The sequence below is a fragment of the Kitasatospora sp. NPDC101157 genome (assembly GCF_044768255.1).
GTDB lineage: Bacteria > Actinomycetota > Actinomycetes > Streptomycetales > Streptomycetaceae > Kitasatospora.
On record NZ_JBIWPL010000024.1, the window covers coordinates 67,824 to 85,973 of the forward strand.

The following is an 18,150-nucleotide window of genomic DNA, read 5'->3' on the forward strand; positions in this document are numbered from 1 at the left end:
TGGCCCGTGACCAGGACGGCGGCGAGCAGGACGCCGACCGTCGCCCCCCGAACAAGCCGCCCACGTCGGCCGTGACAGGATCACCACCCGGTGCGCGTCACACCCCATTGCCCGTGACGCGCACCACCCCGGGGCATGGAAAACGCAGGCAGAAAAATCAGCCAAATACCCCCGGCCGAAACCCCGACGGAAACTCACCGAAATGCACGGCTAAAACGCCCCGGGGAACCCCCGGAAAAGCCCGCTCATTCCCCATCCACGACACCCACCCCCTCCAGTCGTATGGCATGCCCAGGGCGAACACCGACAGCAACCAAGACGAGCCCCGCCCCACACCCACAGAACCGCCAAGGCCCAGACCCCCCACCACGCCGCACTGGTCCAACCAGAACCCGGCAAAGCCCCCAAACCTCCCAAACAACCATCCCAAACTGCCAGCAGGTCACACCCGCCATGAGACACACCAGTACGTGCAGGCACAGGCACCGCATCAGCCCGATGCCCGCCGGGATGGTCCGCCGCGTCACTGCGAACGGTGCCTGGGCCTGGAAGCCCTCCACAGCTCGGGTGCCAGGAGCTCGCGGGGCCGGCCCCCCTTCCCTGTCACTGGAAGCCGATACCCTCCGGCGGGAACGGGCGGCTGGCGGGAGTGGACGTGGACATCGAGGAGATGCTGGACCGGCTCGGTGAGGTGATCGGGCCGCCGCCCGCGGGCGGGGTGGTCCCGGTCCCGTAGGAGCAGGGGCCCAAGGCGCTCGGTTTCCAACTGCCCGCGGACTACCGGGCGTTCATCGACCGGTACGGGATGGTCAGTATCCGAGACGAGCTGCACATCTACGCACCGTCGGCGGCGCCCAGTCCTGACACCGGGCAGCCGCTCGGCTTCGAGGGATTCCTGTACTGCACGACGGAGCCCTACGGATACTGTGCCTGGCTGGCCGAGTGCTATCGGGACGGGGACTACGACGAGTGCCCCCATCCGCTGTTCCCGGCCGAGGGCGGGCTTTTGAAGTGGGGCAACAACTCCAACTCCGACCACTTCTTCTGGCTGACGCGGGGCCCGGCCCCGGACCGGTGGCCCGTCGCCGCCAAGTTCCACTCGATGCGGGAGTGGGACCTGTTCGAGGGCGGCTTCCTGGAGTTCCTGCTGGCGGCGGTGACGGAACAGTACCCCTACCACGAGGACGTCGTGCCCGGCGGGACGAAGCAGGCCGGTGACGGCCGCTCCTATCGCTTTCGGGGAGACTGGTCGAAGCAGCCTTGGTAGTGAATCCGCGGACGCGGCCAACGGCCGGCTCCAGGCAGCTCCGGGCGGCTCCGGCTCGGTAACCCGGCCAGCCGTTGCCGTACCGACCACGATGACCGACCCGGCCAGGCGCCACCTCGGGATTGACGGCTCCCTGGCGCGCCGCGGCGCAGCGCGGTGAGCAGGGTAGATATCGAGAAGGGCAATCGCGCGGTGAGCCCCCGGGCGGCGGGGCGGGTAAGGCCGGGGGCGCAGCGGGTCGGGGACGACGGCAGAGACCGGGCCGAGGATTGGCGACAAGGCGCAGGACGTGGAGGTCAGCGATGGCAGGGCGGGCCGGGCCCGGGCCGTCCCACCCACCGTAGTCTGGTGCCGTGGTCGACGAGCCCGGGGCCGCCAGCGCTTTCAAGAACCGATGTACGAATGCGGCGCTGACGCTGGATTCCTGCGCCGGCTACTTCATCGAGCGCATCTCCTTGGACATGTCCGGCGAGGACCGCAGGGGCCACACGCTCGACGTGTGGCTGCGCGAGGGGCCTCAAAAGCCCGATGTGGTCGTCTCGCTGTCCGATCTCCACTCGGTCCGCCCGTGGGAACCCGGTCTGGACCCCGTCTTCATCGACGGGATTTCCCTGATCCACCTGCCGAGGCTTCCGCTGGCCTGGGCCGCCGAGGCCGTCGGTCGACTCGATCGCTCCGCGGACCTGCCCGAACTGGTCTGGCTGAGGATCACCGGACCGGTCGAAGTAGACGCGGTCGCCTCAATCGTGACCGTCTACCAGGCCAAGAGCGATGATGCGGCCTCCGTACTCCAGTGACAGCCTAAACCGGGTGCAGCACGCCACGGTGCCGCGGCTGCTGGTGGTCCTGGGCGGCACCGGCGCGGCCGGGGTGCGCTCGGCAGTGGCGGAGCTGCGTCTAACCACCCAGGGGGGCCGTCTCCGCGATGCTGGCCCCCGTCCCGGCCGGCGCCGCCCGGGTCGAGGACCTGGTCCAGCGCGGACGGCCGCGCCGGTCTGGCACCCGCTCGGCGCCTTGTCCTGCTTGCGCAGCCATGTGCCGGGCCTAAACGCCGGATCCGCCTCGCCGCCGGTGCGGTTCGCGGGGCCGTCCAAGGTGCCGCCGGCGGCGAGGTAGGCGAGCAGGCGGCGGTAAGAGCGGTTCCAGTCCGGCTCCAGCCGCCACAACTCGTCCAGCGCGTCCAGCTTCGCCGCCTGGTCGGCGCCGAGGTTCTCGGCCTTGCGCTGGCGGCGCATCCAGGCGCCGACCGCGTAGCCGTCCAGCTTCTCCGTCGCCGGGATCGCGAGGTGACCGTGGTGGGCGGCCCACGCGCGGGCGCAGGCGTAGCCGCGGTCCCAGGCGCCTGCGTGCTTGGACCAGACCATGCCGAGCGCGTCCAGCTCCGAGACGCGCGCAGCGTCGAGTAGTCCTTGGCCGTTCAGGTAGCGCTGCCGGTCGAGCCAGGAGATCAGCTCACCGTGCTTCTCGCGGTCGGTGGGGTCGAGGTGTCCAGCCCCAGGGTGGAGCTTCAGATGCGGTCCGGATGAGGGTGCGGTGTCGTTGCATCATTGCCTCCTGAGGCGTTGGGGCGGGATGTTCAGCTGAAGACGGGCGGGATGAACAGGCAGTCAGGCTGCTGAGCGGTGGTGGGGTCGAGGGCGTTGCGGACCAGGCGCAGGGCGATGGGGTCGTAGGAGCTGCCGATGTGGTTGCTGTGGTCGAGGGCGCAGACGTCCTGGAGGGTGATGTTGTCCACGGGGGCGTCGGGTCCGGGCTTGAGGTACTGGTGGTCGTAGGGGGTGACGACCTCGTCGTATCTGGTGACGATGGTGGTGCAGGAGACGCCCGGCATAGTGTCGCCGCCTTCGTCCAGGGCTCTGTTGACCTCGGAGTCTTCGACCTGGTCGGCGAGGGCCTGGCCGCCGAACTGCCCGATGGGGTAGAGCAAGCCGAGCGCCTTGGCGAGGTAGACCAGGCCGTCGAGGTTGGTGCCGTGGTTGCTGGGCGAGATGCCGATCAGCTGGTGGACGCGGCTGTTGGCGGGGTTGTCGCGGTCGGCGCCGCCGTCGTTCTTCAGGTACCAGCGGGGCAGCACGCCGCCGCCCTGGGAGTGGCCGACCAGGTCAACCTGGTTGGCGCCGGTGGCCGCCAGAACGCGGTCGGCGTAGGCGGCGAGTTGCGCGGAGGAGTCGGGGATGTGGGCTTTGCCCTTGAGGACTTCGCCGGGCCGGCCGCCGAGGTTGGGGGCGAAGACGCAGTAGCCGTCCGCCTGAAGCTCGGGGGCGAGCTCGTTCCAGTTGTCGAAGGCGTTCTCCCACGTGCCGTGGACGAGCACTACCGGACGGGGGTGTGCGGCGGGGGGCCTGCAGCTCCAGTCGTTCGCACCAGGCGGGTCGGCGTCCGGGTTGGCGAGGGAAGCCACGAAGGCGGTGGGGAAGGTGGAGAAGTGCGGCAGTGTGCCGGCCTGGCGCGCGGTCTGCCGGTGAACTGGGCCGGCGGCGACGGCAGGGGCCGCAAACGCGGAGGTCGCCAGGAGTGAAGCGAGCATGACGGTTGCCGGCAGCGCGCGGGGGACTCGCCTGGTGGGCGGAAGGCTGGCGCGTTGACGGTCCGTAGCGGCCGAGCGGTCCACAGGCGCGGCGGATTGGGAGTCCGGACAGGCGGAAGACGGGCGCGAAGAAGTCATGGCGGTGCCTTTTGCGACAAAGTTCCGGGACGCCAACGGCACAGCCACCAGTGATGATCACAATTCGTAGCCATCCGTAACGATTGGTGATGCTGTCGCCCCAATGGCGCATCGGCATACCGACGTCTGCCCATTAACACCCACGCGAGTGACGTAACGTCATCTTGTTCGCGGTGCTCCCGGCGGGCCTTCTTCTCCCGGGCCTTCTGGCGCTGGTTGTAGGCGGCGCGGTTGTTCGGGTTCTCCAGGGCGTCGAGCAGGGCGTGCCGTCCGGGGCGGCCGTAGCCCCACCAGACGGGGCCGAGCGGGCCGTGCTCGGCCAGCAGTCCCAGGCGGAGTACGAACGCTCAGACGTACAGGTAGCGGTCCACCAGGCGCAGCAGCGCCTGGGTGTTCAGGAGCGCGGCGAAGGCGAACGCGCTGCGGTAGGTGTCGGGGGACGCCTTGTGAGCGCTCAGATGCCGGTTGAAGGTGTCCTGGCGGTGGACACCGCCCAGAAAGCCCTTGGGGTGCGGCCAGCCGGGGAGTGCACGGCGGACAGTGCCGTCTGCTCCGCTCACATCGCCTGGACGACGGCGTCCCCGCGGTCCGGGGAGCAGCCGAGGCGGGCGACCAGGGCGTCCTTCGCCTCGACCTGGATACGCGACGGGACGCCCGTGGTCACGGCCCACGTCGGGGTGGTGAGGTCCGCGAGCAACAGATCGTCCGGGGAAGGCCCGGCGCAGCAGGGCGCCTGCCGGAACGGTCCCTGCACGGCTGTTGCGGCAGGGGAGTTCAGAAGCTCACCGAAGCCCGGTCACTTCAGGGTGACGATCTCGCGCATGCCCAGCTCGGCGTGCGGGACCCCGGTCCGCTCGTCGGGCAGCATGCACAGCAGTACGTAGCGCCCGGGCGTGAGGCCGTGCGCCTGGACCGAGGCCTGGTGGTCGCCGGACATGGCACCGAGGCCGGTGGCCGGGCCGGTGAACGGCGACTGGGCGGGGCGTCCCAGCTGGACCTTGCGCAGGTACTGGTCGATCTGGTCCTCGGTGGTGTCCGCACCGATCGGCCGCAGCTCCATCTCGTGGATCTGCGAGGACTGGTTGTGCACCAGGTAGGCCAGGTGCGCGTGGTCGACGTCCAGGGTCTGGAAGCGCTGGTCGTGCTCGATCACGATGCCGTCGTCGAAGCGGGCCTGGTTGGCGTTCTGTCCGTTGGTGCCGACCAGGTCCAGGCGCTTGGACACCGGGTGGGTCGGGTCTTCGCGCAACGCGGTGAGGTCCAGCAGGTAGACGGGGCCGGGGCCGATCTCCTCGGTGAACTGCTCGTGCACCTGCGGGGTGACCAGCGCCCCGCCCAGTAGGTCCGCCTCGTTGTTCACGGCCCGGATGCCCTCGCGTGCGGTGTGCGGGGCGGGGTTCACGGCCTTGGCGAGGTCCTGGTAGACCTGCTCGGCCGTCACGCCGTCGTGCGGGCGCAGCAGCTGGAGCTGTCGGCCGTTCGGGTCGTCGGTCTTGACCCGGAAGCTGACCAGGCCGCCCTTGGCGGTGTCCGGCGCCTGTAGGCCCGAGGCGCCGAGGCGCACCTCAATGGGGTTGTCCTCCGGCGAGGCGGCGCCGGCCACCCCGGCCGCGCCGACGCTGGTCGCCAGTGTGAGAGCCGAGACGGTCGCCATCCGTGCCAGGTTCGCGAACAGGTGCTGCAGCATGAAGATCCTTCCGACAGTTGTCACCGGCGCGAAGCATCCCCAGCCGCGCCCGGCGCAGCACCCGTGGCGCCAAGAGGCAACCGTTCGGATCATCGGTCGGGGGGACCGTCGTGCCGGCGGACCGCCGGCTCAGCAGCGCGCAGCGCCTGCTCGGTGTCGTCGTGGAAGAGGAAGCGACGGGCCAGGTGGCCAGGGTGGCGGCCCTCGGCTACCTCCTCCTCGACACCCCCGACCACCACCGCATCGACACCGTCGGCCTCTACCTCACCCGCAACCGCCTCGGCAGAGACGATCACGTCGCTCATCAGGTGTTCTTCCTTGATCGGGAGTTACACCGAAGACCGTATCCGGTGGTAATTGCGGTGACCGCCCCACGGCGGGGGGCTGTGATTGGCCTGCCACTCGAAACTACGGCTGGAGTCCTGGATCGCGGCAAAGGGAAGCAGGACCATTCCCACCAGGACAGGGTCGGTCTTGCTCTTCCTGGGGTCGGCGAAACCGGTCAGCCGTTCGACATCGCCGATGTTGTCGTGCACCGTGCTCTTCAGAGCCTCGGAGACCGCCGTGAGGGTCTCGACCGGCTCCAGCACCCACTCCTGGCTGTCGCGGTACTCCCCGGTCTCCTCACGTCAGGTGTTAACCTGATCCGGCTCCCGGCTGAAGTTGTTGGGCGTCAGGTAAAGGCCGCCGTTCTCGTTCTGCAACGCGATCGATCCGTCCCGCTCCTGGGCGATCCAGATCTGACTGGCCATCTGGCTGCTGTCAGCGCGGTAGGTGTTGACCTGGTCCGGGTTCGACGAGCCATTGTTGGGCGTGGCAAGCAGGCCGCTCGACTTCTGGGCGAGAAGGTACTTCTTGTTTCCCATCGGCATGAGCAGCCAGGTCTCCGCCGCCCTCGCGGACCCGCTCTCCTCGCGTTTCCACTGGGTCATCATCTGCGAGTTCTTATCGAGGTTCGAAGTGCACAGGTACAGGCCGCTGCTCTTGTTACGCAGCATGTAGGCCTGCGTCCGATCGATCGCCATGCCACCCTCCTCGGTTGTCCCACCTTGGTTTCCCGACGGCTCACCTCGTCTCGCGCTGTGCGTGCGTGGGTCTCAGGCAACTGGCGGAGGTGGAGTCGTGCGGCGGTTCCAGTCGGGCAAGCTGTGACCGGCGACCGCAGCAAACCCAGAACCGTCGCACACAAAGCTTTCCAACTGGGGTTGCCTGTCCGAGGCCTGACACGCCCAGGCCGAGGGGCGCACGCGGCGCAGGTCCAGATCGGCAACCGCCCGCAGCACCGCGACCTGCAACGCGAGGCGCAGCAGGTCTTCGTTGGTGCGTTGGGTGCGCAGGTCGGCGACGGCGGGGAGGTTGAGGAGGTCGCGTAGGTCTTCGTCGGTGACGACGGGGACGAGGACGCGGTAGTCGGCGAGGTAGCCGTGTTCAATGCCCTGGCCGAGCGTCCAGGTGTAGACGGTGGGGCCGTAGATGGCCTCGTCGTCCATCGAGCACAACGCGGGCAGCCGCTCCGCGCCCTCGCGGTCGGCACCGTCGGTGTCGGCGCCGAGGTCGGCCAAGCCGTCCTTGGCGCTTCGCGGAGGCGCCCAGGTCGGCGATCCGCGCGGCCTGCGTCGACACCTGGGCGCGGATCCGGCCGCCGGCTTCCGCGCTCTCCAGTGCTTCCTCCCGTGAGCAGGCTGCCACCGCCAGGCCCCGGCGCCCGCCCTTCAGCGACCAGGCTTCGGCGGTCTGCTCCAGGAGTTCGATCGTCGGGGCCAGGGGTGATGGCGCTACTTGAAGTTCGCCAGGTGGTACTGGGGGTGGGGCCAAACATGCTGGGCTGAGTTCCCCACCCTTTGGGTGATCTTGTCCGGCGTGTCTGGATAGCTGGGGTGGGCTGCGGCAAGCCTGCGTGGCCAACGGTTGGGCCTCGTCGGAGGGGCTGGTGCTCACGGTGGAAGAAGACCTCGACGCGCACGCTCTGAGCCGTCAGGGATGGACGATTTCGGCGATCGCCCGCCATCTGGGCCGGGACCGCAAGACGATCCGGGCCTACCTGAACGGCGAGCGGATCCCGCAGCAACGTCGCCAGCCCCCTGACGCCTTCGTGCCGTTCCTGGACTACTGCCGCCAACGCCTCTGTGACGCCCCGCACTTGTGGGCGTCCGCGCTGTTCGATGAAGTGGTCCAGCTCGGCTACCGGGGCGCCTACTCAACGTTCACGGAGGCGCTTCGCCGCGAGGGAGCGGTGGGCGGCGTCGGTGCTCCGGCGGGCGCGGAGGGCGGCTTCGCGGGCGCACGCGGCGACGTCCTGGCGGTGGTGCGCGCGGCGCAGCGCGTGCTGGAGGGCGGTGTCGTGGTCGGGGTCGTAGCGTTCGGCGCGGGTGGTGGCGGTGTGGTCGTGGATGCGCTGCCACTCGGCGAGGGTGGTGGCGGCGGTGGTGTAGGCGCTCTCGTGTCCGGCGTCGGCGTACCGGTCGGCGCAGCGTTCCTCGAACCGGGCTGGTTCCAGGGCGTGCTGGATGTTCTCCAGGGTCATCCCGGCGGCCCGGCGGCGGACCCGGCTGAGGAGGTCGCCGAGCAGAGCGTGCTCCTGGCTGTCGGGCTCGTCCTCGTCCTGGGTCAAGTGAGTGGGGGCTGGATGTTGGGCGAGGGCGGCGTGCAGCGTCGCGCCGGCCTCCCACGCCTCGGCGTGCACGACCGGCTCCGGCGGGCCGTCCGGGCGGACGCTGTGGACGACCCGGCCCTCCACCAGGGCCACCCAGCCGTCCAGGCCGTCGACGTCTCGCTCCGTCCAGCCGCGGGCCAGTCCGGCGCCGTGGTGGAGGGTGCGGATGCCGTCATGGCCGCTCCAGCGCAGCCACACCGAACCGCGCACCAGTGGGGAGTCGAGGATCGGGCGGCCCAGGTCCCGGTCGGCGGGAGCGGGCCGGATGCTGTTCGGGGCCAGCTCCAGCCAGTCGGTCGCGGTGGGGTTCGGGTCGGGGCGGGTGATGCCGGTCATCGCGCGGGGCCTCCGGGAGTCGGGGACGGGAAGGGGGGTCATCGGCCGGCGGAGGGCTCGTCGGGCCGCTTGGTAGGCGCCGGCATCGGGATACTCCACCGGCTCGGCACCGAAGAACTCCACAGGCCATCTACGGCAACCTCCGCACCTCGGGGGAACCTCACTCCAGGAGCCGGGCCGCCTCCACCACGGTCGGCAGGGCCTGCCGACCGAATCCCCCGTGCGGCGCCGATCCTCGCGCGTTCAGACCACTGCGCGTGCCGGCGCGCACCAGCCGCGTCAGGCTGACGCCAGATCTTGTTCAGCGGCCGGAAGGGAACGGCGATGACAGCAGCGCCGATGACGGGCGCCTTCGCGGCGCCCGTCGACCTCAACCACCCGGGTCACTACCTGCACTGGGGAGTGGTCCAGATCTCCGCGGCGAACCTGGTGGTCATGTGCCTGATGGTGACGCTCTTCGTCGCCGCACTGCTGCTGCCCTTCCCGCGGGGGCGGCGTGATGAGGAGTAGCTGGACCGGGGCGGTGCGGCGGTATGCCCTGCGGAGGCTGCCGCCCGAGAAGCTCATCCCTGAGACCCAGCCGGCCTACATGGCGTCGTGGATCTACGTCTTCGGTGTGCTCACCGTGTCGGCGCTGGTGGTGGTCCTGGTCTCCGGCGGTGTGCTCGCGCTGATGGGCCCCGGCTGGTGGCACGTCTCGGGTGTCGGTAGGTACGTCAACAGCGTCCACCTGTGGAGCGTGGAGCTGTTTATGGCCGTCATGGTGATCCACCTGTGGGGCAAGTTCTTCATGGCCGCCTGGCGCGGCCGTCGGGCCCTGACCTGGATGACCGGCGCTGTGACCTTCCTGGTCTCGCTCGCCACGGCTTTCACCGGCTACCTGGTCCAGCAGAACTTCGACTCCCAGTGGATCTCCGGGCAGGCCAAAGACGCGCTCAACGCGACCGGCATCGGCGCCTGGTTCAACGTCTTCGACTTCGGCCAGATGCTGATGTGGCACATCCTCCTGCTCCCGCTCGCGATCGGGCTGCTGTCCGTCTGGCACATCCTGCTCGTCCGCATGCGCGGCATCGTGCCGCCGATCGGTGCCACCGCACTCGGGGACGGGCGGTGAAGTCCGCCCAGGTGCCCGAGTCGGACGCCTTCCCCACCCGCCGCTACGACCTTGTCAAGGAGTTCACGATCGCGTTGGCTGTCACCGCCTTGCTCAGTGCGGGACTGGCGGGTTTGTTCTCCTCCCCGAACGTGCCACCGACCACCCTGGCGTCCTGGTCCACCGCTGCCCCGAACGACTTCACCGCGACGGCTGTGGCCGAACTCGCCGGCACCAGCACCTCCGCGCAGTACGGCCCGCCCTACAACCACACTCCGGGGGCCGGCCAGAAGATCGGTCCGCTCAGCCTGCAGCGGGCCGCCGGGGTCCGCATCCCCGTCGACCCGGCCGAGGACTTCGTGCTGCGACCCCTGCGACAGGCCCCGGAGCAGCCGGAGGTCACGGCCGCGCTCGCCCGGTGGAACGCCGCGTCCGCCGACCAGCAGCAGTCCTGGGGCTCGGCCTACGCGGACGCCCTGAACAAGGCACCCGACGGTGATCCGGCCAAGGCAGCCCCTGGCGACTACGGCCCGGTGCCGGTACTGACCGCCCGCCTGCTGACGCTCGCCCGGGCGGGCTCACTCGACGGGCAGTTGCTGTCACCGGGCCGTTTCTACCAGACTGCCTACACCAAGCCGATGCTCTTCCTCGCCGACGGCTCGTACCTGTCGGACCGGGCCACCGAACACCACCTGACCGGCGCCCAGTGGGGGATGATGAACGAGACCGGGAGCTACCCCGGGCAGGCGTGGCTGTGGCTCTACACCTTCTGGTACCAGATCGACCCGTTCAAGAGCTCGAAGAGCGCCGATGCCGAGATCGGGGCCATCATGGCCGTGCTCAGCCTCGCCCTGATCCTGGTGCCGTTCATCCCCGGCATCCGGTCCGTCCCCCGTTGGACCCGGGTCTACCGGCTCGTCTGGCGCGACTACTACCGCACGCGGCGCTGACTGAACGGGCCGGCGCCCCGCCGTGGTCCCTCCCGACCACGACCGACGCGCGCCGGGCGGCGGCCGAGGAATGGGTCCGCGCAGTGCCGCTGCCCGGGCAATCGTCCGAGCATCGGCACTCGGCCTGAGCGAGGTCAGCAGTGCTTCTGCCGCAGGACGTCGTTGATTGGTGGGCCTGGCCGAGTGTCAGCTGGTGACCGGGGGTGGAGAAGCGCTGCTGGGCCACGCCGTCCGGGTCGTTGACGCCGTTGTTGAGGGGGCGGCTGCCAATGTGGGCGGTCCACGTGCCGGGCTCGTCCTGGATGTCGGTCCTGCCGTCCAGGCGGCCGCGCTGTTCGAGGGCTTGGACGCCGGTGCGCCCATCCAGGTGAGGTGGACCAGGCCGTCGCCGAGGCCGCAGTCGCGGTCGAGCTTGCCAGGCCGCGGTCGGTGGGCGGCGTCCAGTTCCGGCGCCGGCGGACCCCACACAGCGAAGCCGCCCCATTTCGATGTTTGCGGGGCCTGCGGGCCGGGGCCGCCGGTGGCGGTCTCGGCGCCTGGGTGGAGGGCGTCCGGAAGCGCGGCCTGCCGCTCGGGGAGTGTCCCGTCGGTGAGGGCCTTGCCATGTTTGCACAGCCACGCGCCGGGCCCGAACGCCGGATCATCGCCGAAACCGGTGCGAGGTTGGCGGGGCCGCCCAGGGTTCCGCCGGCGGGGAGGTAGGCGAGCAGGCGTCGGTACGCGACCTGTTCCGATCCGTCGACGCACGGAGGAACCGAGCGACCGCCATCTGGGTGGGTATCGACGCAGGCAAGACCCGTCACCACGCCCGGCCGTTCGGGTCCCATGGCCTGCCACTCCCCGGCCACGCGCCGGGCCAGCCGTCACGACTGCGGCGGGGGGGGGGGGCCCCCCCCGGGGGGGGGGGGCCCCCCCCCCGCCGCAGACCGTGAAGGGTCAGTCCTTGAAGGCGTCCTTGACGTGTTCGCCCGCCTGCTTGATGTCGCCCTTGGCCTTGTCGGCCTTGCCCTCGGCTTGCAGGCGCTCGTTGCCGGTCACCTTGCCGACGCCTTCCTTGACCGCGCCCTTGGCCTTGTCGGCGGTGTTCTCGATCTTGTCACTGGCACTCATCGCGGCCTCCGCTTCGTCGGAACGTCATCGGTCCGCCGACTGCCCCCGTCCGGCGGGAACATTCCTGCGAATATGTGCCGTGGAGCGGGGCAACCGGTTCGCTGACGCTGACTACGGAGGTCGACATGGTTCCCCTTTTGCTGGTACTGCTGCTGGCTCTGCTCCTGTTCGGTGCCGGCTTCGCGCTGAAGGCCCTGTGGTGGGTGGCGATCGTGGTCCTGGTGGTCTGGCTGCTGGGCTTCGTGGCCCGTGGCACCGGCGCATCGGGCAACCGGAGCCGCTGGTACCGCTGGTAGGTCCCGCACGAACCCCGGGGAAACACGACGTGGCATGCACACCGCTGTGCGTGCCACGTCGGCACGCCCACCGCGTGCCGGGGGCGTGTCGCGCGGTGGATCCGCCCGACCCGCGTCGCCGCAGGAGCGGGTTCACTGTGCGCATCCCGGGTGGGACGGCCGAAGCCGTCCAGAGGTGTTGAGGCGCAGGCGGCCCGGGCCAGGGAACGAGGGGGTGCGTTCCACGCGGGCCCGGCCGGTGGGAGGCCAGCAGCGCCGACGGGAGGCGCGGCTGCTCTGCTCGGCGGCCCGGTGGTGCTGTGGTGGGGCCGCCGTGCCGGGAATGCCAAACCCGTCGATCAGCCCATGGCCAGGGCTTTGACCTGCGAGTTTTTCGGCCGCGAGCATGCCGTCCGGCAGCGCTCCAACAGCGGGCGAGCATCGCTGTCGGCGGTGTGGGAAGCGGTGCGTGGATGAGGGGCGCCGGTCCGCTGCCGCTCAGCGCACCCGCGCGGTCCACGCCGCAGACCACCTCCTCCAGGCCACTGCCGGAACACCACGCGGTCCGCCTCGACCCGCACCCGCACCGCGCCGGCGGACTTTGCGTCTGGCCCGGCACCCCCGACGAGCAGCACCAACAGCCGGGCAAGCGGGACCAGAGCCGGGCGCCGAACCGAACCCCGGACCGAATCCTGCGCCGGCCCCCGTACCGAACTATGTCCGGTGGGCCGAGCCGGGCCGCCGAGCGGGGGCAGGTCAACCACCCCGGGAACGTCGACCACGGCGGCGGCATCGCTCGTGAACGTGCCGCAGGCCGGACGCGCTCTCGGCGCCGCCGACACTCCTGGCCCGGCCAGCACGCGGAACACCAGCAACGTCCGCGCGCACTCCGCGCAGCCAAGCAAACCGGCACCCAGCTCCGGCACACCTCCACCCGGAGGAACCCGAACTCATCCATGCCCGGGTTCAACGACGCATCACCCAGCCAAACCCGGGGCCGGATGGTCACGGCGTCCAGGATGCCCGTCGCGCCGGTGCCCGCGCGGGACTTGGGAGATGTCCTTACCTGGACGGGTCGGCCCGCCCGTCCAGGCAGCCGGCCGACCCGGGCAGCGGTGCCATACCGTCCCGCTGCCGTGGGGGTACGTACCGGACGAGGCACCAGCGGAAGCACCCTGGCCAGGACGCCCACCCGGTGCTCAACGAGCGCAGCGCCCCGGCGACACAAGACGCCCCAGCCAAGGCCGGGGGTATCGAACTCACCGTTACGTGGGCCGTCCATTGCGGGCAGTCGCTCCGGCAGCGGTGGATCACCTCGGACGGAGCCGTTGACGTCGGTGCGCACTCCTCAGTCTGCGGGCGCCGCTGCGGCAAGCCGGGAGATCTCTGCGGCGACGGCTTCCGGATCGGGGGCGGCGGTGACGTGGGCGACGTCGTCCAGGCCGGGGTGGGTGCCGACGCGGACGGAGTGCTGTGCGTTGCGCAGCAGGTCAAGGTCGTTGATGTCGTTGCCGAAGGCGTTGTACTGGTCGATGCCGAGAGAGGTGAGGGCTTCCCACTTGTTGGTGATCCCCGGGGCGAGGCCGATGATCGCCTCGTCGAGGTGGTGGTTGACGGTCATCCCAAGGACGCGGGCGGATTCGGCGAGGGCTGTCATGTCGGTCACGTCGACCACGAGGAACTTCACTACGGCGGGGCTGAAGCGGTGCACCGCTCTCGCCTCACTGACCGCCATGATCGTGGCGACCAAGCAGCCCTACAGCGACGTCCTGGCCCAGACGACGCGCAGCCAGCCGATGACACTGCAGGCGGAACTGCAAGCGCCGGTGCGCTCGCTCGGGTGACGGAATCGGCAGGGCTGCGGAAGGCGCGCCGAACCAAGGACACGCCCTCGGACAGGTGACATATCCCCACGACCGGCGCGCGGGCCGGGCAGTGTCGGACCATGCCTCGTTGGCCCGTCCTCGTCGCGCTGCTGGCCCTGCTCCCGGGCTGCGCGTCCGGCGGACACCCCGGGCCGGTGGTCCCCACCGTGCTGGTCCCGTCCGGTACCGCCGGTACGCCCACCCAACTGCGCGACGGCGACTGGCCGATGTACCACCGCGACCCGCTGCACACCGGCGTCGCCCCCGGCGTACCGCCGGCCGGGCCGCTGAGCCGGGCCTGGTCGGCCCGGCTGGACGGCGCGGTCTACGGCCAGCCGCTGGTGGTCGGTGACCGGGTGCTGGCGGCCACCCAGAACAACACCGTGTACGCCCTCGCCCTGGCAACCGGCGCGGTGCTGTGGAGCCGCCACCTGGGTGAGCCCGCCCGGTCCGCCGAGCTGCCGTGCGGCAACATCGACCCGCTCGGCATCACCGGCACGCCCGTGTACGACCCGGCCACCGGCCTGCTACTCGCCGTCGCCGAGCTCACCGGCGGCCGGCACCTGCTCGCGGGGCTGGACGCGGTGACCGGCGAGCTGCGGCTCCAGCGGGAGGTCGAGCCGCCGCGCGGCGACCCGATCGCCCACCAGCAGCGCTCGGCCCTCGCGCTGTGGCAGGGCCGGGTGGTGATCGCGTACGGCGGTCTGTTCGGCGACTGCGGCAACTACGTCGGCAGCGTGCTGTCGGTCCCCGTCACGGGTGGCGGCCCGATCCTGTCCTACGCAGTGCCGACCACCCGCCAGGGCGGCAGCTGGGCCTCCGGCGGACCGGTGGTGGACCGGGAGCAGCTGTACGTCTCGGTGGGCAACGGCGCGGCCACCGGCGGCCCGTACGACGGTTCCGACTCGGTGCTCGCGCTCTCCCCGCGGCTGGAGCGCACCGACTTCTTCGCCCCCGTCGACTGGGCCGCCGACAACGCCGACGACCTCGACCTCGGCGCGCTCGCCCCGGTGCGGGTGGGCCGCTTCGTGCTCGCCGTCGGCAAGCGCGGCACGGCCTACGCCTTGGACGCCGAGCACCTCGGCGGCATCGGCGGCCGGCTCGCCGAGGCCCCGCTCTGCCCGGCGTACGGCGGCGCGGCCGTGGCCGGCAGCACGGTGTACGTCCCGTGCGACACCGCGCTCGCCCAGCTCACCGTCGCCGACGACGGCTCGCTGAACTCCGGCTGGCGGGTACCCCTGGGCGCCGCCGGCTCGCCGGTCATCGGCGGCGGCGCGGTCTGGGTCGCCGACTACGGGCGCGGGCGGCTCTACGCCCTCGATCCGGCCACCGGCCGGATCCTCCAGCAGACCGCCACCGACCCGCTCCCGCACTTCGCCTCCCCGGTGCTGACCGGCAGCCGGATCCTGCTCGGCACCACCACCGGCGTCACGGCCTTCGACGGAGCCTGACGCGCCACCGCCGGCCAGCGCGGTGGCCCCCGACCTCACCGGCGTATTCGACGAGTTCTGCCAGTAGACCCCAGCCGGCCACCGCCCAAGGGGCGGCCCGAGCGCGGCCGTATCCCCGGCACCGGCGGCCACCGGCCGACCATGCGTTCCAGCAGGGCCGGCCGGTCAGTCCGTGTCGCGGATTCTGTCGCGACCACTCACGCAGCGCGGTCCTTCACCAGGTAGAGCTTCGCCTGGAGCACGCGGTCCTCCCACCGAGATCGCCCGGGTGGAGACCAGCGCGGCCACCTGCTCGCGCCGGGTCGGGGCGGTCATCGCGCGGGGTCTGCGGGAGTCGGGTACGGGAAGCGGGTCATCAGCCGGCGGAGGGCTCGTCGGCCGCGAGGTAGGCGCCGGTCACCTCGGCCAGGTACCGGGCGAGTTCGTCCGCCTGTGCCCGGTCCGTCGCCGGATCTGCGGCCGGGCTGTGCGCGTCGACGATGCCTGCGTCGAGGTCGGCGGCGTAGCGCACCAGCGCGTCGTACAGCCGGGCGGTGGTCTCCAGGTCCATCCGTACCTGGCCGCGTACCCTCCACAGCCGAAAGGTCTCGGCGATGTGGCGCAGCAGGGCGGTCACGTGGCCGGCGGGCATCATCAGCTCGCCGCCGTCGTGCCGGTAGAGGACGAGGGGGAAGCGTTCGTCGTGCTGGTCTTCGTCCACGGGTGTCCCTTTCCGTCGTGTGTTTCGGTCAGTCGGTGGGCAGGTGCCGCACTCGGCGCGTCCGTGCCAGCCGATCTTGGGGCCGTCGCCCCTGTTCGTAGTGGTGGGTTGGCATCGACCGCGGTGTCGTCCTCGAAGAGCTCGTGGCCACCGTCGCGTCATGAACAGGTCCACTGCGCGTGCCGGGACGCCTTCGGCTCATGTGTTGGGTGGGGGTGAATCGTCTCCTCCGGGGAACGGGCGGCCTTGACCGGAGCTGGCCTGGACGGTGAGTGCGACGAGTCAGCCCGTCACGGTCGTGGCGTGCCGGGTGAGCGCGTCCAGGAGGGCGGTCTGCTGCTCGGTCAGCTTGCCGTCGGTGCGGGCCTTGTCCTGCTTGCGCAGCCACGCGCCGGGGCGGAACGCGGGGTCGTCGCCGAGGCCGGTGCGGTTGGCGGGGCCGTCCAAGGTGCCGCCGACGGCGAGGTAGGCGAGCAGGCCGCGGTAGGAGCGGTTCCAGTCCGGCTACAGCCGCCACAACTCGTCCAGCACGTCCAGCTTCGGCGCTTGGTCGGCGCCGAGGGCCTCGGCCTTGCGCTGACGGCGCATCCATGTCTTGTCGGTGGGGTCCAGGTGGCCGTGTTCCAGGTGGAACCTGGCGGCGACGGCGTGCATGCGCTGCCACTCACTCGCCCGCGGGTTGAACGCGCGCAGCTTCACCGTCTGCAGGATCCACGCCGCGTGCCGGCGGGCGTCGATCCGCAGCCAGTCGATCGGCGACTCCACCGGGGCCGGCGGCTGCTCGCCCGCCGTCTCGTCGGCGACCAGAGGCGTCGGGAGGTAGACCGGGATGATCACCCAGGACAGCTTGCCCTGCCGATAGGACTGGCGCAGCGCCCGCCCGACGGCCTGGACAATGTCGATCACCGAGCTCCTGGGATCGGCGAGGTAGCCGTGCTCGATGCCCTGGCCCAGGGTCCCAGTCAGCTCCAGCAGCGAGCCCTCCTCCCCGCCGATGGAGCCCCGGCACGTCCAGCACTGGCGCAGCGTGGCGTTCGCCGCGGTCGGCTGACCCCCCTGCTGATCGGCGGGCGCGGCGGCGGAGTACGGTCTCGGTTCATCACCCAACGACTCGAAGGACACCCATGCGCCGCGCCGCCGCAACCTGCCTGCTCGTGACCGCCGCCGCCCTGGCGGGCTGTGCGAGCAGCACCCCCGCAGGCAGCAAGGCGGTGGCCGCCCCGGCCACCGCCTCCACCTCCGCCTCCGCTCCGGCTGCTCCGGCTGCTTCGACCACGGCGAGCACCGTCGCGAGCCCCAGCGCCAGTGACAGCCCCGCGCGGGTCTGGGCGCTGAACTCCCCGCAGTACAGCGCCGTGACCAGTGCCTTCATCCCCATGGCCGCAACCATCATGAGCGCACACGGGGACACCGCGACGGTGGGCAAGGCCTGCACGACCATGGCCAAGACGGTCAACGGCCAGCAGCCGGAAGCGGGCTCTCCCGCAGAGTGGGGTCAGGCCCTCGGCGACCTGCAGAAGGCCGCCAAGCTCTGCGACGCGGTGACCGCCGGTGACGCCGATGCCTACGACCAGCTGCAGGACGACTTCTCCAGCGCCGTGAACCACCTCAAGCCGCTGACCGACCACATCTGACAGCCGACGGTCGTCGGCACGCCGAGGCGCGGCCGAACCCGGAGGCCAGGCGTCGGTGTCGGTGCCGACGGTGAGATCGGTCAGGCCGTCCTTGGCCTCAACCGCGGCGTGCAGCGTCACGCCGGCCGCCCACACCTCGGCGTGCACGACGGGCTTCGGCGCGGCGAGGCCCCGGCGAGCGCTGCGCACGATCCGGCCCTCGACCAGGGCCCCCAGCCGCCCAGTCCTTCCACCCAGCCGCGGGCAAGTCCGGCGCCGTGGTGAAGGGTGCGGATGCCGTCGTGGCCGCTCCAGCGCAGCCACACCAACCGCGCACCAGACCCCCAGCTGCTGATCGCCTCCTGCCGCCTGGCGGGCGGGCCCCGCTGCCGAGCGGCCGGGTCCGCGGCTGCCATGGCGACGCTGCGGCTCGCCACGACCACTCTCAGGGGCCCGCCCCGGCGGCGTGATCGCCGGGGCCCTGG

The 18,150-nt window shown here is 71.1% G+C and carries 22 protein-coding genes and 1 pseudogene; 8 read left to right on the plus strand and 15 right to left on the minus strand.

Annotation, left to right across the window (positions count from 1 at the left end; genetic code table 11):
* Nucleotides 1-805: 805 nt before the first annotated feature.
* A complete protein-coding gene (locus tag ACIRVF_RS33610; protein ID WP_402826466.1) occupies nucleotides 806-1,267 on the plus strand; it encodes a hypothetical protein in 462 nt (153 codons plus the stop codon).
* 353 nt (nucleotides 1,268-1,620) lie between these two features.
* Nucleotides 1,621-2,064, plus strand: coding sequence for a hypothetical protein (locus ACIRVF_RS33615; protein WP_402826469.1), 444 nt, complete (start codon nucleotides 1,621-1,623; stop codon nucleotides 2,062-2,064).
* Here the strand turns inward: ACIRVF_RS33615 and ACIRVF_RS33620 are convergent.
* The 10 genes from ACIRVF_RS33620 to ACIRVF_RS33665 form a co-directional block, all read right to left on the minus strand.
* Complete coding sequence (locus ACIRVF_RS33620) at nucleotides 2,008-2,631, minus strand: helicase associated domain-containing protein (protein ID WP_402826472.1); 624 nt, start codon at nucleotides 2,629-2,631, stop codon at nucleotides 2,008-2,010. The two genes, ACIRVF_RS33615 and ACIRVF_RS33620, sit on opposite strands and share 57 nt — an antisense overlap.
* A 212-nt stretch (nucleotides 2,632-2,843) precedes the next feature.
* Nucleotides 2,844-3,794: an esterase/lipase family protein gene (locus ACIRVF_RS33625; protein WP_402826475.1), complete on the minus strand. Its 951-nt coding sequence runs from the start codon at nucleotides 3,792-3,794 to the stop codon at nucleotides 2,844-2,846.
* A gap of 485 nt (nucleotides 3,795-4,279) precedes the next feature.
* Nucleotides 4,280-4,492, minus strand: coding sequence for a hypothetical protein (locus tag ACIRVF_RS33630; protein ID WP_402826477.1), 213 nt, complete (start codon nucleotides 4,490-4,492; stop codon nucleotides 4,280-4,282).
* Complete coding sequence (locus ACIRVF_RS33635; protein WP_402826480.1) at nucleotides 4,489-4,629, minus strand: hypothetical protein; 141 nt, start codon at nucleotides 4,627-4,629, stop codon at nucleotides 4,489-4,491. The genes ACIRVF_RS33630 and ACIRVF_RS33635 overlap by 4 nt, the downstream gene beginning before the upstream one ends.
* Before the next feature lie 99 nt (nucleotides 4,630-4,728).
* Nucleotides 4,729-5,619 (minus strand): hypothetical protein, encoded by an 891-nt coding sequence (locus tag ACIRVF_RS33640; protein ID WP_402826483.1) that lies wholly within the window; start codon nucleotides 5,617-5,619, stop codon nucleotides 4,729-4,731.
* Between the two features lie 89 nt (nucleotides 5,620-5,708).
* Nucleotides 5,709-5,924, minus strand: a complete 216-nt coding sequence (locus ACIRVF_RS33645; protein WP_402826486.1) for a hypothetical protein — start codon at nucleotides 5,922-5,924, stop codon at nucleotides 5,709-5,711.
* 24 nt (nucleotides 5,925-5,948) lie between these two features.
* On the minus strand, nucleotides 5,949-6,209 hold the full coding sequence (locus tag ACIRVF_RS33650) for a hypothetical protein (protein WP_402826488.1): 261 nt from the start codon (nucleotides 6,207-6,209) through the stop codon (nucleotides 5,949-5,951).
* Nucleotides 6,210-6,248: 39 nt separating this feature from the next.
* Nucleotides 6,249-6,644, minus strand: a complete 396-nt coding sequence (locus tag ACIRVF_RS33655) for an RICIN domain-containing protein (RefSeq protein ID WP_402826490.1) — start codon at nucleotides 6,642-6,644, stop codon at nucleotides 6,249-6,251.
* 72 nt (nucleotides 6,645-6,716) lie between these two features.
* Complete coding sequence (locus tag ACIRVF_RS33660) at nucleotides 6,717-7,181, minus strand: hypothetical protein (RefSeq protein WP_402826493.1); 465 nt, start codon at nucleotides 7,179-7,181, stop codon at nucleotides 6,717-6,719.
* Nucleotides 7,182-7,816: 635 nt separating this feature from the next.
* On the minus strand, nucleotides 7,817-8,608 hold the full coding sequence (locus ACIRVF_RS33665; RefSeq protein ID WP_402826495.1) for a hypothetical protein: 792 nt from the start codon (nucleotides 8,606-8,608) through the stop codon (nucleotides 7,817-7,819).
* A 324-nt stretch (nucleotides 8,609-8,932) separates the two neighbouring features.
* Here ACIRVF_RS33665 and ACIRVF_RS33670 point away from each other — a divergent pair, with 324 nt between their 5' ends.
* From ACIRVF_RS33670 to ACIRVF_RS33680, 3 genes are read left to right on the plus strand one after another with little or no spacing between them, the layout of a single operon-like run.
* Nucleotides 8,933-9,118, plus strand: coding sequence for a hypothetical protein (locus ACIRVF_RS33670; protein ID WP_402826497.1), 186 nt, complete (start codon nucleotides 8,933-8,935; stop codon nucleotides 9,116-9,118).
* Nucleotides 9,108-9,722 carry a cytochrome b N-terminal domain-containing protein gene (locus ACIRVF_RS33675; RefSeq protein ID WP_402826500.1) on the plus strand — a complete coding sequence of 205 codons (615 nt, stop codon included), beginning with the start codon at nucleotides 9,108-9,110 and terminating at the stop codon, nucleotides 9,720-9,722. The genes ACIRVF_RS33670 and ACIRVF_RS33675 overlap by 11 nt, the downstream gene beginning before the upstream one ends.
* Nucleotides 9,719-10,651: a hypothetical protein gene (locus tag ACIRVF_RS33680; protein WP_402826503.1), complete on the plus strand. Its 933-nt coding sequence runs from the start codon at nucleotides 9,719-9,721 to the stop codon at nucleotides 10,649-10,651. Before ACIRVF_RS33675 ends, ACIRVF_RS33680 begins: the two co-directional genes overlap by 4 nt.
* A 936-nt stretch (nucleotides 10,652-11,587) precedes the next feature.
* Here ACIRVF_RS33680 and ACIRVF_RS33685 read toward each other — a convergent pair.
* Nucleotides 11,588-11,761: a CsbD family protein gene (locus tag ACIRVF_RS33685; protein ID WP_402826505.1), complete on the minus strand. Its 174-nt coding sequence runs from the start codon at nucleotides 11,759-11,761 to the stop codon at nucleotides 11,588-11,590.
* A 125-nt stretch (nucleotides 11,762-11,886) separates the two neighbouring features.
* On the opposite strand from ACIRVF_RS33685, the gene ACIRVF_RS33690 reads away from it, so the two are divergent.
* Nucleotides 11,887-12,057 (plus strand): hydrophobic protein, encoded by a 171-nt coding sequence (locus tag ACIRVF_RS33690; protein ID WP_402826508.1) that lies wholly within the window; start codon nucleotides 11,887-11,889, stop codon nucleotides 12,055-12,057.
* A 1,327-nt stretch (nucleotides 12,058-13,384) separates the two neighbouring features.
* Here the strand turns inward: ACIRVF_RS33690 and ACIRVF_RS33695 are convergent.
* Entirely contained in the window at nucleotides 13,385-13,747 is a 363-nt protein-coding gene (locus ACIRVF_RS33695) for a hypothetical protein (RefSeq protein WP_402826510.1), read from the minus strand.
* Between the two features lie 234 nt (nucleotides 13,748-13,981).
* Here ACIRVF_RS33695 and ACIRVF_RS33700 point away from each other — a divergent pair, with 234 nt between their 5' ends.
* Nucleotides 13,982-15,352: a PQQ-binding-like beta-propeller repeat protein gene (locus tag ACIRVF_RS33700; RefSeq protein WP_402826513.1), complete on the plus strand. Its 1,371-nt coding sequence runs from the start codon at nucleotides 13,982-13,984 to the stop codon at nucleotides 15,350-15,352.
* Between the two features lie 355 nt (nucleotides 15,353-15,707).
* Here the strand turns inward: ACIRVF_RS33700 and ACIRVF_RS33705 are convergent, their stop codons facing one another.
* The 3 genes and pseudogenes from ACIRVF_RS33705 to ACIRVF_RS33715 all read right to left on the minus strand — a co-directional run bounded on the left by ACIRVF_RS33705 (nucleotide 15,708) and on the right by ACIRVF_RS33715 (nucleotide 17,159).
* The gene (locus ACIRVF_RS33705; RefSeq protein ID WP_402826516.1) at nucleotides 15,708-16,052 is read right to left on the minus strand and encodes a hypothetical protein; all 345 of its coding nucleotides are present in this window, start codon (nucleotides 16,050-16,052) and stop codon (nucleotides 15,708-15,710) included.
* Nucleotides 16,053-16,334: 282 nt separating this feature from the next.
* Nucleotides 16,335-16,541: pseudogene (locus ACIRVF_RS33710) on the minus strand (helicase associated domain-containing protein); the annotation flags it as partial.
* Between the two features lie 15 nt (nucleotides 16,542-16,556).
* Nucleotides 16,557-17,159, minus strand: coding sequence for a hypothetical protein (locus ACIRVF_RS33715; protein ID WP_402826519.1), 603 nt, complete (start codon nucleotides 17,157-17,159; stop codon nucleotides 16,557-16,559).
* A 17-nt stretch (nucleotides 17,160-17,176) separates the two neighbouring features.
* Between ACIRVF_RS33715 and ACIRVF_RS33720 the strand changes: the two genes are divergently transcribed.
* Nucleotides 17,177-17,686 (plus strand): hypothetical protein, encoded by a 510-nt coding sequence (locus ACIRVF_RS33720; RefSeq protein ID WP_402826522.1) that lies wholly within the window; start codon nucleotides 17,177-17,179, stop codon nucleotides 17,684-17,686.
* Nucleotides 17,687-18,150 lie beyond the last annotated feature (464 nt).

What these genes read in the sequence shown, in the direction of transcription:
- ACIRVF_RS33610 (WP_402826466.1), top strand. Translation starts at nt 806, where the DNA reads ATGGTCAGTATCCGAGACGAGCTGCACATCTACGCACCGTCGGCGGCG.
- ACIRVF_RS33620 (WP_402826472.1), bottom strand. Translation starts at nt 2,631, where the DNA reads ATGGTCTGGTCCAAGCACGCAGGCGCCTGGGACCGCGGCTACGCCTGC.
- ACIRVF_RS33625 (WP_402826475.1), bottom strand. Translation starts at nt 3,794, where the DNA reads ATGCTCGCTTCACTCCTGGCGACCTCCGCGTTTGCGGCCCCTGCCGTC.
- ACIRVF_RS33640 (WP_402826483.1), bottom strand. Translation starts at nt 5,619, where the DNA reads ATGCTGCAGCACCTGTTCGCGAACCTGGCACGGATGGCGACCGTCTCG.
- ACIRVF_RS33645 (WP_402826486.1), bottom strand. Translation starts at nt 5,924, where the DNA reads ATGAGCGACGTGATCGTCTCTGCCGAGGCGGTTGCGGGTGAGGTAGAG.
- ACIRVF_RS33655 (WP_402826490.1), bottom strand. Translation starts at nt 6,644, where the DNA reads ATGGCGATCGATCGGACGCAGGCCTACATGCTGCGTAACAAGAGCAGC.
- ACIRVF_RS33665 (WP_402826495.1), bottom strand. Translation starts at nt 8,608, where the DNA reads ATGACCGGCATCACCCGCCCCGACCCGAACCCCACCGCGACCGACTGG.
- ACIRVF_RS33670 (WP_402826497.1), top strand. Translation starts at nt 8,933, where the DNA reads ATGACAGCAGCGCCGATGACGGGCGCCTTCGCGGCGCCCGTCGACCTC.
- ACIRVF_RS33675 (WP_402826500.1), top strand. Translation starts at nt 9,108, where the DNA reads ATGAGGAGTAGCTGGACCGGGGCGGTGCGGCGGTATGCCCTGCGGAGG.
- ACIRVF_RS33685 (WP_402826505.1), bottom strand. Translation starts at nt 11,761, where the DNA reads ATGAGTGCCAGTGACAAGATCGAGAACACCGCCGACAAGGCCAAGGGC.
- ACIRVF_RS33690 (WP_402826508.1), top strand. Translation starts at nt 11,887, where the DNA reads ATGGTTCCCCTTTTGCTGGTACTGCTGCTGGCTCTGCTCCTGTTCGGT.
- ACIRVF_RS33700 (WP_402826513.1), top strand. Translation starts at nt 13,982, where the DNA reads ATGCCTCGTTGGCCCGTCCTCGTCGCGCTGCTGGCCCTGCTCCCGGGC.
- ACIRVF_RS33720 (WP_402826522.1), top strand. Translation starts at nt 17,177, where the DNA reads ATGCGCCGCGCCGCCGCAACCTGCCTGCTCGTGACCGCCGCCGCCCTG.